The sequence below is a fragment of the Brachyspira pulli genome, assembly GCF_036997785.1.
Classification (GTDB): domain Bacteria; phylum Spirochaetota; class Brachyspiria; order Brachyspirales; family Brachyspiraceae; genus Brachyspira; species Brachyspira pulli.
The window spans coordinates 24923-38345 of the sequence record NZ_JAWLQI010000031.1 but is presented as its reverse complement, the minus strand read 5'-3'; the positions used below and the strand labels follow the sequence as shown (position 1 = coordinate 38345).

At 26.8% G+C, this 13423-nt stretch carries 14 protein-coding genes; 6 read left to right on the top strand and 8 right to left on the bottom strand.

Annotation, left to right across the window (positions count from 1 at the left end; translation table 11 throughout):
- On the top strand, positions 1-2224 hold a 2224-nt coding region (locus tag R4K56_RS08455), incomplete at its 5' end, for a BspA family leucine-rich repeat surface protein (RefSeq protein WP_335786901.1).
- Positions 2225-2363: 139 nt separating this feature from the next.
- Here the strand turns inward: R4K56_RS08455 and R4K56_RS08450 are convergent.
- Genes R4K56_RS08450 through R4K56_RS08430 form a run of 5 tightly spaced genes read right to left on the bottom strand, consistent with a single transcriptional unit; the run spans position 2364 to position 4639 of the window.
- Positions 2364-2669: a YkgJ family cysteine cluster protein gene (locus R4K56_RS08450; RefSeq protein WP_335772351.1), complete on the bottom strand. Its 306-nt coding sequence runs from the start codon at positions 2667-2669 to the stop codon at positions 2364-2366.
- 36 nt (positions 2670-2705) lie between these two features.
- The gene (locus R4K56_RS08445) at positions 2706-3008 is read right to left on the bottom strand and encodes a PqqD family protein (protein ID WP_335772350.1); all 303 of its coding nucleotides are present in this window, start codon (positions 3006-3008) and stop codon (positions 2706-2708) included.
- 4 nt (positions 3009-3012) lie between these two features.
- Positions 3013-3288, bottom strand: a complete 276-nt coding sequence (locus R4K56_RS08440) for a hypothetical protein (RefSeq protein ID WP_335772349.1) — start codon at positions 3286-3288, stop codon at positions 3013-3015.
- A gap of 15 nt (positions 3289-3303) precedes the next feature.
- Positions 3304-3582, bottom strand: coding sequence for a hypothetical protein (locus R4K56_RS08435; protein WP_335772348.1), 279 nt, complete (start codon positions 3580-3582; stop codon positions 3304-3306).
- A gap of 13 nt (positions 3583-3595) precedes the next feature.
- Positions 3596-4639 (bottom strand): radical SAM/SPASM domain-containing protein, encoded by a 1044-nt coding sequence (locus tag R4K56_RS08430; protein WP_335772347.1) that lies wholly within the window; start codon positions 4637-4639, stop codon positions 3596-3598.
- A gap of 557 nt (positions 4640-5196) precedes the next feature.
- Here R4K56_RS08430 and R4K56_RS08425 point away from each other — a divergent pair.
- The 5 genes from R4K56_RS08425 to R4K56_RS08405 all read left to right on the top strand — a co-directional run bounded on the left by R4K56_RS08425 (position 5197) and on the right by R4K56_RS08405 (position 10290).
- Positions 5197-6237, top strand: coding sequence for an alcohol dehydrogenase (locus R4K56_RS08425; RefSeq protein WP_335772346.1), 1041 nt, complete (start codon positions 5197-5199; stop codon positions 6235-6237).
- A gap of 241 nt (positions 6238-6478) precedes the next feature.
- Positions 6479-8392, top strand: coding sequence for a DNA topoisomerase (ATP-hydrolyzing) subunit B (gyrB, locus tag R4K56_RS08420; protein ID WP_335772345.1), 1914 nt, complete (start codon positions 6479-6481; stop codon positions 8390-8392).
- A 101-nt stretch (positions 8393-8493) separates the two neighbouring features.
- Complete coding sequence (locus R4K56_RS08415) at positions 8494-9465, top strand: NAD(P)-binding domain-containing protein (protein WP_297298968.1); 972 nt, start codon at positions 8494-8496, stop codon at positions 9463-9465.
- A 71-nt stretch (positions 9466-9536) separates the two neighbouring features.
- Positions 9537-9968, top strand: coding sequence for a PTS sugar transporter subunit IIA (locus R4K56_RS08410; RefSeq protein WP_297298970.1), 432 nt, complete (start codon positions 9537-9539; stop codon positions 9966-9968).
- Positions 9969-9987: 19 nt separating this feature from the next.
- On the top strand, positions 9988-10290 hold the full coding sequence (locus tag R4K56_RS08405; RefSeq protein ID WP_335760529.1) for a PTS sugar transporter subunit IIB: 303 nt from the start codon (positions 9988-9990) through the stop codon (positions 10288-10290).
- 83 nt (positions 10291-10373) lie between these two features.
- Here the strand turns inward: R4K56_RS08405 and R4K56_RS08400 are convergent, their stop codons facing one another.
- The 3 genes from R4K56_RS08400 to R4K56_RS08390 all read right to left on the bottom strand — a co-directional run bounded on the left by R4K56_RS08400 (position 10374) and on the right by R4K56_RS08390 (position 13001).
- Positions 10374-12221, bottom strand: coding sequence for a bifunctional metallophosphatase/5'-nucleotidase (locus tag R4K56_RS08400; protein ID WP_335772344.1), 1848 nt, complete (start codon positions 12219-12221; stop codon positions 10374-10376).
- A gap of 64 nt (positions 12222-12285) precedes the next feature.
- The gene (locus R4K56_RS08395) at positions 12286-12642 is read right to left on the bottom strand and encodes a hypothetical protein (RefSeq protein WP_335772343.1); all 357 of its coding nucleotides are present in this window, start codon (positions 12640-12642) and stop codon (positions 12286-12288) included.
- Positions 12643-12668: 26 nt separating this feature from the next.
- Positions 12669-13001, bottom strand: a complete 333-nt coding sequence (locus R4K56_RS08390) for a hypothetical protein (RefSeq protein WP_335772342.1) — start codon at positions 12999-13001, stop codon at positions 12669-12671.
- Between the last annotated feature and the right edge of the window lie 422 nt (positions 13002-13423).

Genomic DNA, 13423 nt, shown 5'->3' with positions numbered 1-13423 from the left:
TTTAGAAAATACTGAATATATGTTTAGAAACTGTACTAATTTTAATCAGAGTGTAAATCATTTCAATATGTCAAAAGTAAAAAATGCAATTTATATGTTTGATGGATGTAAGGAATTTAATCAGCCTTTAGATAAGTGGGATACTTCAAATATTGAATATATGAATGGAATATTTAAGGGTTGTACTAATTTTAATCAGAATATAAATAATTGGAATACATCTAGCTTGGCAATAGTAATAGAAATGTTTAATGGGTGTGAAAATTTTAATCAGCCTTTGAATAAATGGAACATATCAAAGGTAAGACATTTAACGGCTATGTTTAGAGATTGTCATAATTTCAATCAGCCTTTAAATGATTGGGATATATCAAAGGTTGAAAATATGAGCGACATGTTTGAAGGCTGTAAAAGTTTCAATCAGGATTTAGATAAATGGGATACTTCAAATGTAAAAAGTATGAATTCTATGTTTTGGAGATCTGAAAGTTTTAATAAGCCTTTGGATAAATGGAATGTAAGCAATGTTAATTCTATGTCTGCTATGTTTTATAATAGCGGTTTCAAAGAATATGCTTCTCTTGATACTTGGGAGCTTAATGACAAAGTTATAATCGATAATATTTTTGATGATAGTGCAGTTAGTAGTTTAAGTTTGAAATGGATTTTATATTTATATACTTTTTCTAATATTAATGTTTTAACTGTTTTAGAAAAAAATATAAAAGAAATTTATGAAATAGCACAGACAAGTAATAATAAAAAAATTAAAGCGGTTAAAACAAGATTAGAAAATCTTTATTATAATGATTTAAAAGAATTTCTTAATTATGAATTATTTGATAATATTGAAAAGTATGAAGAAAGTATTAATAAAAAATTAAAGAAAAAAGATGATGCAAAAGTTTCTTATATAGAAAATTGTAATGTATTAATAAAAGATAAATCGAGAGAAGTTGATATAAAAGTGATAAAATATATATACTTAAAATATTTAGAATTAAAAAGAGATATTTATCATTTGATTGAAATAGACTCTATTATTAATTTACTTGATAAAGAAAGTTTTTTGACTTTTGCTAAAAATATTTATAAAGAAACATACAAGGAAACCACAGCAATTATTTATAGTTTGTATGGAGGTGATGAGGCTTTAAGAGAAATATATAAGAAAGAAAAAGATTCTAAATTCTTTTTAATGATTTTATCTTCAATAGAAATTACAGAGATTACTGATTATGCTATAAAACTATTGTATGATATTTATTCAAAAGCTAAAAAACATGAAATACGCAGTTCAGCATTACATTTATTAAAAGAAATATCAAAAGAAAAACATTTATCTCTTGAAGATTTAGAATTGAAATTTACTTCAAATTTCGGATTTGATTTAAAAGGCGAAAAAATTATCAATGATGATTATAAATTGATTTTAAATAGTGATTATTCTGTAAATGTATTTGATATAAAAAATAATAAAATATTAAAATCAGTGCCTAAAAATTTTGAGGATAATATAAAAGAAGAAATTAAATACATAAAAAAAGAGATTCCTGATATTATAAAGAAACTTTCTTTAAAATTGTATAAATCATTAATGTATGAAAAGAAATATAATTATAAACTTTTTAAAGAAATATTTATTGATAATCCTTTAATGAATAAATTTTCTTCTTCGCTTATTTGGAATTTATATGATAAAGATAATTTGTTTTTAACTACATTCAGATATAATAATGATGGAAGTTATTCAAATTCTGATGATGAAGAAATTAAAATTAATGATGACAGCTTTATAGGTTTAGCAAGCCCTATAGAAATGAATGAAGAAACTATAAACAAATGGAAGTGTCAATTAGAAGATTATGAATTAGTTCAGCCAATCAATCAATTAAACATAATAAAATTAGATAAAAATAATTTGGAAAATGAAATAAACAAATTACAAAACATTGAAATAGCTTATGGTACTTTTAAGGCTTTCGGTGATAGGTATTCAATGATTCCTAGTTATATGGACTATGGCACAGTTAAAGAATATAATTTAAAAATAAATAATGGAGATGCTTTTGATATAAGTATAGATGCTGAAGATAGTATCGATTATAAAGATAAAGTAAAAATAAATATTAAATTCTATAATGAAAATAATGAAAAAGTATCAGAAAGATTTATTTATACTTTATTAGTATTAATGATATGGGATTTTAGACTTAATAATTAAATCAGTAGATTTTATATTAACTATTAAATATATTATACTAATATTAAATGTACTTATGTGGAATATCTGTAAAAATAGTAGAGTACCGAATAAAGCCAAACAAATATTAAAATTAAAAAATATAATTTCTTATGAACTTTTACTTATACTCATTTAGTAATTTTTCCAATTCAAAAACCAAATCTTCTCTTCTAAAATCATTTGCTATAGCAATGCAATATTTTAACATCGTGACATAATATTCTTTTTTAGTTAAATGAGAATAAAATTTAGAATATACTTTTTCTGAATTACACAAAAAAGGTCTATCATCATAAATAAGACATAAATTATTTTTTAAATATTTGCAGACACCGTTACCACTATCTAAATAAGATACTTCTTCTATTAAATTTACCTTTTGGCAGCATAAACCGCATTTGATACAAGGAAACTTTTCATTCATAGATTTTTATAAAAAATAAATATGACAAAAAATATATTAAGCAGAGATTTTTTTTAGTTCTATAATTTTCTGCCATTGAAAATCTCTAATAATATTGACAACATCATTTTTTACTTCTTCTTCCATATCAGAAGTAATTTCAAATTCTTTTTTCAGCATATCAAATATATTTTCAATAGAATTACTACCGTCAATATTTTCGTATACAAATCTTGCTGTATCATTCAAATAATATATTTTAGATTCGGCATTCATTACTATTAAAAAATCTCCATTTTCTCTAAATTTTAGACAAGTTTTAATAGGTATCAGCTGATTCATTTTATCGAACATATTCATAAAATCAATCCTTAACTATGATAGGATTTAAAGTAGGGATAGAATTATATGATAAAGCCTCTATATCTTTTTTCATCATAGCAGTAGCAGCTTTATATCCTGCTACTGCTCCAGCAGCTCCTCCAAGGGCTTGTCCAGCTACAATTAATGAAGGAGTAGCAGCAGCAACAGCTGAAGCCAATCCAGCGGCAGCAGCGACTATAGCTGGAATAATACCATACTCATTTGGCTTTTCAAAATCATTAAATGCTTTAGAAATAGGTTTTTGATATTTTCTCATAACAACTCCTTAAAATTAAACATTTTTTATAGGATTTAATGAATCAAGCGGATTATTAAATACATTTTTATTACCTGAAGTTGCAATACCTTTAGAAGCCAATCCAACAGCAGCTCCTGCAGCTACACTTCCAGCTGCAGCTGCCAATGCTGCTCCTCCAACACTACTTGCAGCAGCACCAACCGCTGCTGTTAATGGAGCTATAGCAGCAGCAATAGCAGGAATAATTCCGTATTCATTAGGTTTTTCAAAATCAATTATTGACATAGAATATGGTTTTTGATATTTTTTCATAATAACTCCTTATTTATATAAGTATATCTTTATCCGCATAATTAGTAATCATAGTACTTATATCTTCATCATTAAAACTTGAAGCATATTCTAATATTTTAGGATCAGACCAACATGAGATTCCTTTTTCTTTCCATATTTTTACAAAATCATCTTTAAGCACATTACCTATAACAAAAGGAACCATACAATCAAGACGCATATCACCATTAGGACGTATTATTAAACCTGAATTTGGTCTTGTTATATATTTATTAATAGAATATTTTGTATTAAGAGAACGCTGTATTAGCATACGACCTAAATATTTATTAAAATTTTCTTCATACTTCTGTAAAAGCAAAGCATGTTCTTCTCTATTTAACAATAAATCTTTATTTTCTGATGTCCTGCCGCTTAAATTTATTTCACCTAATATTATATTTGAAGCTCCTAAAGAGTAAGCTAAATCACACATTTTATCTACATCTTTTAAATTATACGGAGTAACTGAATGTGCTATTGTTAAAGGAATACCAGCAGCAGAAACCATAAATGCAGCATCTATTGCTCTTTCCCAACTGCCTTCTCTTCGACGAAATTCATCATGAGTTTTAGCATCTGCTCCGTCTATTGAAACCTGAAGCCAATGATATCTATATTTAGATAGTCTTTTGACTTTTTCACTATTTAGTAAAAAACCATTAGTTATAAGCAAAAAATAAACACCATCTTCATGAAGTATATCCATTATTTTAAATAAATCTTCACCTAATAAAAGAGGTTCGCCTCCAGATATAATACATTCAAATATACCGCCATTTTTTACTATATATTTTGTAAATTCTATCCATTTTTCAGGTGTCATAGCATCTTTTGAAGTATTGTTTTCACCAGAATAGTTGTAACAATGTTTGCAGTACACATTACAATGAGATGTAAGTTCAAACTGTAATGTCATAGGAAAATCAAAACTATGCGGATATAAACCATTTGCTTGTAATTTTTCTATTCTCTCTTTCTCAGTTCTAGCCTGCTTTTCATCTAAAGCATTATATATTTTGACATAATCTTTCATTATTGACTCCAAATATATAGAATATAATATTATATTGTACATAAAAAGTCAATAATGATATATAAAAATATATTAAAATTATACATATAATAATAAATTACATGTATGATTTTATAAAGTAATACATGTAAAATAGTATTTAAAATAATTACACAAATTTTTATTGAATATATATGGTTGTTTGCGAAATATTTTTTACAAATTATAGTTATGAAATACTAACAAATAATTACATAGAAATGGCTATAATTATTTAAAGTTTATTTAACCCATATATACCTAAACAACTATATTTTGTCAATTTTTATATTTTATAAATGTAAATTATAATTTTTCATAATATAAAATATTAGTTAATATTGTTGAAATATGTTTTAACTGTAAGATAAATTATAATTTTTTGTACAATAATAAGTAATCAGCCGCACGTATAAATGACATTCATTAAGAATAAGCGATACCGTGCGGGTTGCCGCTACGGCTAGTAGTTGACAAAGTTAAAAATTTTCAGTATATATAAAATTATAATATATTTATTTAATGAATAGGAAATAATTATGAAAGGTTTAGTTTATTTAGGAAATAAAAAAATAGAATTAAAAGAAATAGAAAATCCAAAAATAATTGATAGTAAAGATGCAATAGTTAAAGTTACATTATCTAGTATATGCACAAGTGATTTTCATATAATAAACGGAGCTGTTCCAAGAGCTAAAGAGAATATTGTTTTAGGACATGAATTTGTAGGTGAAGTTATAGAAGTAGGAAGCGATGTGAAAAAATTAAGTATAGGAGATAGAGTTTCAGCCAACTGTATAACTTTTTGCGGAGAATGTTATTACTGTAAAAATGGTTTTATAAATAATTGCGAAAAAGGCGGTTGGGAAATAGGATGCCGCATTAATGGATGTCAGGCTGAATATGTGAGAGTTCCTTATGCTGATATGTCATTAAATATTATTCCAGAAAATGTATCTTATTCAAATGCTTTATTCGTAGGTGATATTTTGGCAAGCGGTTATTTTGGGGCTGAACTTTGTGATATAAAGAACAATGATACTGTTGCTGTAATAGGTTCCGGACCTGTAGGGCTTTGTGCTATGATGAGTGCTAGAATATTCGGTGCTAAAAAAATAATAGCTATTGATATAAATGAAAATAGATTGAGTATTGCAAAAGAAAATAATTTAGCAGATTATACAATAAACCCTAATAAAAATAATAGTATAGAAGAATATATAAAAGATATTAATAATGGAAGACTTGCTGACGGTACAATAGAAGCTGCAGGAGGGGAGAATACATTTGATTTAGCTTGGAGAATTGCTAGACCTAATTCTGTAGTAGCATTGGTTGCTATGTATGAAAAGCCTCAATCACTTCCTTTAAATATTATGTATGGCAAAAATTTAATATTCAAAACTGGCGGAGTTGATGCTGTTCATAGCGATGAAATTTTAAAGCTAATTTCAGAAGGAAAAATAAATACTGATTTGCTTATCACTCATAGAGTAAAATTAGATGATATATTGAAAGGTTATAAAATATTCGATAAGAAAGAGGATAACTGTATTAAAGTAGCTGTTGAAAATGTATAATATTTTTTATGTTTTATAAAAATGGCTATATATTAAAGTCTATAGTAAATCTTATTTTTTGTTTAAAAATATTAATAAATATAAGTTTTTTACAAGAATATTATACTTTTTATACGTAATTTAGAGTATTCTAACATTTTTATATGAAAATACTGTAATTTAAATTTGTAATATTTAGTTATTCATTGTATAATAGTAGAAATAAAGTTTTAAAATAAAATATAAGAGGGATATTACAAATATGGCTGCTGCAGAAAAAACATATAGTTCCAAGAACATTCAAGTTTTAGAAGGACTAGACCCTGTTAGAAAACGTCCTGGTATGTATATCGGTTCTACAGGTGCACAAGGTTTGCATCACTTAGTATATGAGGTTGTAGACAATAGTATAGACGAAGCTATGGCAGGATATTGTAAGAATATAACCGTTACTATAGAAAAAGACAATATCATCAAAGTAGAAGACGATGGTAGAGGAATACCGGTAGATATGCATCCGAAGCTTAAAATTTCAGCTTTAGAAGTTGTTATGACTAAATTGCATGCTGGCGGTAAATTCGATAATGAAACATATAAAGTATCAGGCGGTTTGCATGGTGTAGGTGTATCCGTTGTTAATGCTTTAAGTACAGAACTTATTGCTGAAGTTAATAAAGATGGTAAATTATACAGACAAGTATATCATAGAGGAGTACCTGAAGAACCTGTTAAAGAGGTAGGTACAAGCAATAAAACTGGTACTACTGTAACATTTAAAGCAGATCCTGAGATATTTGAAACTACAGTTTATGATTATAAAATACTTGCTAATAGATTAAGAGAATTAGCTTTCTTAAACAGAGGTATTAGAATAACTCTTATAGATAAAAGAGAATCAGAAGTTGTAAGTAATGAGTTTTATTATGAGGGTGGTATAGAAATGTTTATAACTCACCTTAATGAAAATAAAAAACCATTACATGATAAACCTATATATTTACATAAAACAGAAGAAAAAACAGATGTAGAAGTAGCTATGCAGTATGTTGATTCTTATAATGAGAATATATTTACTTATTGTAACAACATCAATACAACTGAAGGCGGTACGCATTTAGTAGGATTTAGAACTGCTTTAACTAGGGTTTATACTGATTTTGCTAAAAAACTTGAATTAGACAAGAAAAATAAAATAACATTTATGGGTGAAGATACAAGAGAAGGTTTAGTTGCTGTAGTATCTGTAAAAATACCTAATCCTCAATTTGAAGGACAAACAAAAACTAAATTAGGTAATACAGAAGTTAGAGCGGTAACAGAAAAACTTGTAGTTGAAGGTTTGAATGATTATTTCTCACAAAACCCAAAAGTTATAAAAGCTATATTGGAAAAAATTATATCTGCAGCTCAAGCTAGAGAAGCAGCTAGAAAAGCTAGAGATTTAGCTAGAAGAAAAAATGCATTAGAAAGTGATTCTTTGCCTGGAAAATTGGCTGACTGTTCAGAGCAGGAAGTTGATAAATGTGAGGTATATCTTGTAGAGGGAGACTCTGCAGGCGGTACTGCCAAAGGCGGAAGGGATAGACATTTCCAAGCTATACTTCCTTTAAGAGGTAAAGTATTAAATGTTGAAAAAGCTAGACTTGATAAAATAATAGATAATGAAAGTTTGAAACCTATAATTGCGGCATTAGGCTGTGGAGTAGGAGCTTCTTTTGATATATCAAAAATAAGATACGGCAGAGTTATTATTATGGCTGATGCCGATATCGACGGTTCACATATAAGAACTTTACTTCTAACATTCTTCTTTAGATATATGCGTCCTTTAATAGATTTAGGTCATATATTTATAGCAGTTCCTCCTTTGTACAAAATAAGTTTTGATAAAAAGAATTTTATTTATGCTTATTCTGATGAACAGAGAGATAAAATACTTGCTGAGAATAAAGACAGAAAATATGATATACAAAGATATAAAGGTTTGGGTGAGATGAATGCTGACCAATTATGGGAAACTACTATGAATCCTGAAACTAGACTTATGTATCAAGTATTAACTGAAGATGCAGAAAAGGCTGACCAATTATTCTCTATGCTTATGGGCGATGAAGTAAAACCTAGAAGGGATTTCATCGAAGCCAATGCTAGATACGTTAAGAATTTGGATGTTTAATTTTAGCAGTTTTTTAAATTTTATATTTGTATTTTTTCTAAATATTGTTTTATTTTAAGCAAAGAATAATTATATTTTTTGAAAATAAAAGGAGTAAATCTATGGATAATATATATGATTTAATTATAGTAGGAGGCGGTCCTGGCGGTATTGCTTCAGCTGTTGAGGCTGTTATATTAAAGATGTCTAAAGTTCTTTTAATAGAAAAAGGCGATAACCATTCTACTACTATCAGAAAATTTTATAAAGATGATAAAAGAGTTGATAAAGATTATAAAGGTGAAACTTTAGATTTAAAAGGAAATATTAAATTTGAAACTGCAACTAAAGGTGATGTATTAGATTTATTCAGTGAATGTTTATTTGGAAACTATATAGAAGCTATGTTCAATACTGAAGTAGAATCTATAAAGAAAAACGGTGAATATTTAGAAGTAACTACAGTTGATAATAAACAATATCTTGCTAAATATGTAGTAGCTTCAATAGGTAAAATGGGCAGACCAAATAGACCAGATTATCCTATACCTCCAAGCTTGAACGCAGTTGTAAATTTTAATATTTATAAATGTAAAGAAAATGAGAAAGTATTAGTAGTTGGAGGCGGTAATTCAGCTGTTGAATATGCTTATTTATTAGGTAAAGATAATGATGTTACTATCAACTATAGAAAGGCTGAATTTACTAGACCTAATGAAAAGAATTTAGAAACTATTAAGGAAGATATTGCCAGCGGAAAAGTTAAGCCAAAATTAGGTGTAGATATAACTTCTATTAAAGATAAAGAAGGAAAAGTTTTAGTAAATTATGCTGATGGCACAGAAGATGTTTATGACAGAGTTATATACGCTTTAGGCGGTGTAGCACCAGTTGACTTCTTAAAGAGATGTGATATAGAGTTAGATGAACATGGCGTACCTATAGTAAATGAAAAACATGAATGTTCTGTTAAGAATTTATATATAGCTGGAGATATATTATATAAATCCGGCGGTTCTATTGCTAAAGCTTTGAATGCTGGTTTTGATATAGTAGAACATATATATAATTTAATGCAAGAAGAAAACAAATAAAAATTAATTTTATATGAAATAATGGGGCTTTGGGTTAAGAAGCCCTATTATTTTATCGATAATGTAGAAAAATGTTAAAAGAATTATTACAAAATAATATAAAAATAGTTGATAGCGTTTCTAATTGGGAAGATGCTATACGTATTGCAGCTGAACCTTTATTAAATAGCGGTTGTATAGAAAAAAGATATATTCAGGCTATAATAGATAATGTTTATAAATATGGAAATTATATAGTTTTAACAGAGAATGTAGCTATGCCTCATTCAAGACCTGAGGACGGGGTAATAAAAAAAGGTTTTAGTTTATTGAAAGTAAGAAATGGTGTAGATTTTTACCAAACAGAGGAGAAAGTTTATTTATTTTTTACTTTAGCTGCTGAAGACTCTAATGGTCATCAAGATGCTTTATTAGAACTTGCAGATTTTTTATGCGATAATGAAAAAATATCTAAATTGATAAAAGAAGATTTGCAAGAAGAAGATATTTTAAATTTAATTTAAATTAAAAAGGAGATTAATTATGTTAAAAGTGTTAGTTATTTGTGCAAATGGTACTGGTACAAGTTTGATGATGCAAGAAAAAGCTCAAATGTCTTTAATAAAATTAGGCGTAGAAAATTTAGAAATTGAGCACTCTGATTTGAACAATAATAATTTAGAAAAATATGATTTGATTTTCTGTCCTATCAATTTTATTGACCAATTCAAATATGTAGAAGATAAAGGTATTAAGTTAATAGGTATAAAAAATATCTTATCTGAAGCAGAGTTTAAACAAAAACTTGAAGAGTCCGGATATTTAGACGAATTAAAAAAGAAGTAATTTTAATGTAAACTAAAAATTGTTTTAATATAATAAAAAGCAGAAGCTGAAAATAACAGCCTCTGCTTTTTTATTGTTATTGATTAATTATTTGGATATAAAAGCTTATAGTCTTTTTTCATTCCAGCTTGAAGATAATCTTCTGGTACTACTTTCCAGTTATTAAGTTTTTCAACAGTAATAGGGCCATTTTGTTCCTCAAACCAGTTAATCATATAATATCTTAAATCTTTATCAGTAGATTTTATAACTAGATCCATATTTTGTAAAGTTTTTAAATCTATGCCGGCACCTTGTGTAAGATGTCCGCCGCCGCCGCTTCCTCTGTAAGAATTAATTGCTATTTTATATTCTTTATCTAATTCAAAAGGTCTTCCATCGCTTAATGATTCTATTATAACTTTTTCACCATTAGGTTTTGTTATATCTACAGTATAATTTAATCCAGCAATACTTTCATAATTATAACTAGGTGTAACAGTATCATAAGAATTGTATCTGTTATTAAATATTAATTCTCCTTTAGCGTCTTTTTTGAATGCTATAACATGATCATTAATATTAGTCATAGTATTGAACCATCTGCCGTAAGAATATTCCATAAAATCTTTTATTTGTTTTCCTGTTAATTTCATCACATAGAAAAAGTTTTCATAAGGATATAAACTAAACATATCTCTTACTTTAACAGTACCATTATTTAATACAGCATCTTTACTTAATGTGGCAGCAAAAGAGAAATCTACTTTTTCTCCTAATTCTTTTTCAGCTATTTCAAATTGTAATTGATGTATAAAGCTTAAAAAATAACTATCACCAAATATAGCTTCATCAGAAGTAAGTTTAGTGTTCAAATTGCCTATATCTCTGCCAACCCATTTTGTGATATTTTCTTTGGCACTTGCAAATTTATCTAAAAATTCTTTATCTGCTTCAAATGATGATGGTTCTAATAAAGTACCGTCGAATTTTATATCCCAAGCATTATTATCTTTATTATATTTCATATTTACATCTATAGAAACTATATATCTTGCCGCATTAATTCCGCCGTATATCGGAACTATTTTTCCGCTTGGACTTTTTACTTCTTTAGTTTTTTGTTTTGAAGTTTCATCATAACCAAACCCCATCCAGCCTTGATGGTCATGTCCGACAAGTATTAAATCGAAACCATCAACTTGTTCTGCAACTAATTGACTTGCATTTTCATTTTTGAATGTTTCTTTATCTTCAGTATGATTAGCTCCAGCATGGAAAAGCCCTATAATCATATCAGGATTTTCTTTATCTTTTATAGTTTTTACCCATTTTTTAGCTGATTCCACCATATCTTCTGTAGATAAGCCTTCATATAAAACCTTTGGAAGCTGTCTGTCTATTGCAGGTTCTATAAGTGCAAGTACAGCTATTTTTACACCATTTTTTTCTATTATAGTATAAGGTTTAAAATATGGTTTCTGAGTTTTTTCATCTACTAAGTTTGCAGAAATTAAAGGAGCTTTTAATTCTTTGGCAAGTTTATCATAAACGCTATGTCCTGCTTCAATATCATGATTTCCCACTCCTATAGCGTCATAATTCATATAATTTAAAACTTCTGCCCATATATGAGGCTCATTTGTAGCTACAAAATTATAATAATAAACTGTAGGCTGTCCTTGTAGTGAATCGCCATCGTCTAATAATAAAACAGTTTTTCCTTCATTTCTTAACTGTTTTAAGTATGTAGATATATGAGCCATTGAAGTGTTTTCTTCTTCATCTGTTATGAAGTTATACGGAAAAATCATTCCATGAATATCTGTTGTTTGTACTATTGTAAAATCAATTTCGCCTTCAGGATATACTCTTTTGTTATTAGAATTGCATGATACATTAGTCAGTAATGCAGATAATAAAATACTCATTATTATATAACCTCTTTTCATACACTGCCTCCATATATTTTCTTATATTTCGATTATAACATAAATGGAGCAAAATAAATATCGATTATTCTATTTTTAAAACTTTTTTTACTATATCTATATTAGACATTATAAAATTGATAGAATTAAATATATAATATAATGTAAAGATAATAAATATTACGAAAAAGCTTCTTTTAAAAATTGTTCTTGATTTACTGTCTTTATCTTCTGTCCAGAATAAATCTATAATATCTTTCTTCTTTCTTTTGTTTTTGGATTTGTCTTTTTTATTATTTATATTTTCTTTATTTTTATTTTTTGACAGTATTCTAAAAATTAAAGAAATTATAATATATATTAAACATACTAATATTATAAAATTGAATATTAGATAAAAAGTCATTACTTGTTCCATATCTTGCAAATTAAATTTTTCCATTATAAATCTCCTTATGTTATCATTTTTTAAAAAGGACAGGCTATAGTTTGTTTATTTTGTATATCTGTATATTCTGCCTTCCAATAATGAGGATCATTAATTTCTATATACTTTGTATTTTTAGTATCTTTTATTACTTTTTCAATAAAAGGTTTATTTAAAAAAATAAATAAATGTTCTTTATCTTCAAATCCTCCAACTGAAATTTCTCTTATTGTGTTTCCAGATTTTAATTCATTATATAATATTTTTTCTAATTCATCACTTAATTTATACAAATTATTATTTTTTATAATTTCGTTTAATTTAGTAATTTGTTCTTTAATCGTTTTTTCATTGACAATAATATATTGTTCCAAAATAATATTCCAAAAATAAATATTTTATACTATTATATAATATACCTAAACAACTATATTTTGTCAATTTTAGTTTGTCAATTTTATTGTTTGTGGTGGCTTTGCCCCTACACCCCACTTCTTTTACCGATTAGGCACCTACTTGGTGGTGACGCAAAGAGGCTTATATCCTCGACAAGCTCTGATACGCTTCGCGAAGGACTATATTTTAGCTTAAATTAATAACCTATCTTACATGTAAAATGATTTTAGTATGATTTAGTACTAATTTTATACCTTGCACTTTTTGCAACTTTTTGCGGCGGGAAAAAGTTGAATAAAAAAATGACAAACTTAAAAATTTTCAGTATATATTTATTTTTTATTTTGTAAAATACTATATTATGTTATAATTTACAAATACTAATAAAATATGTTTTTAT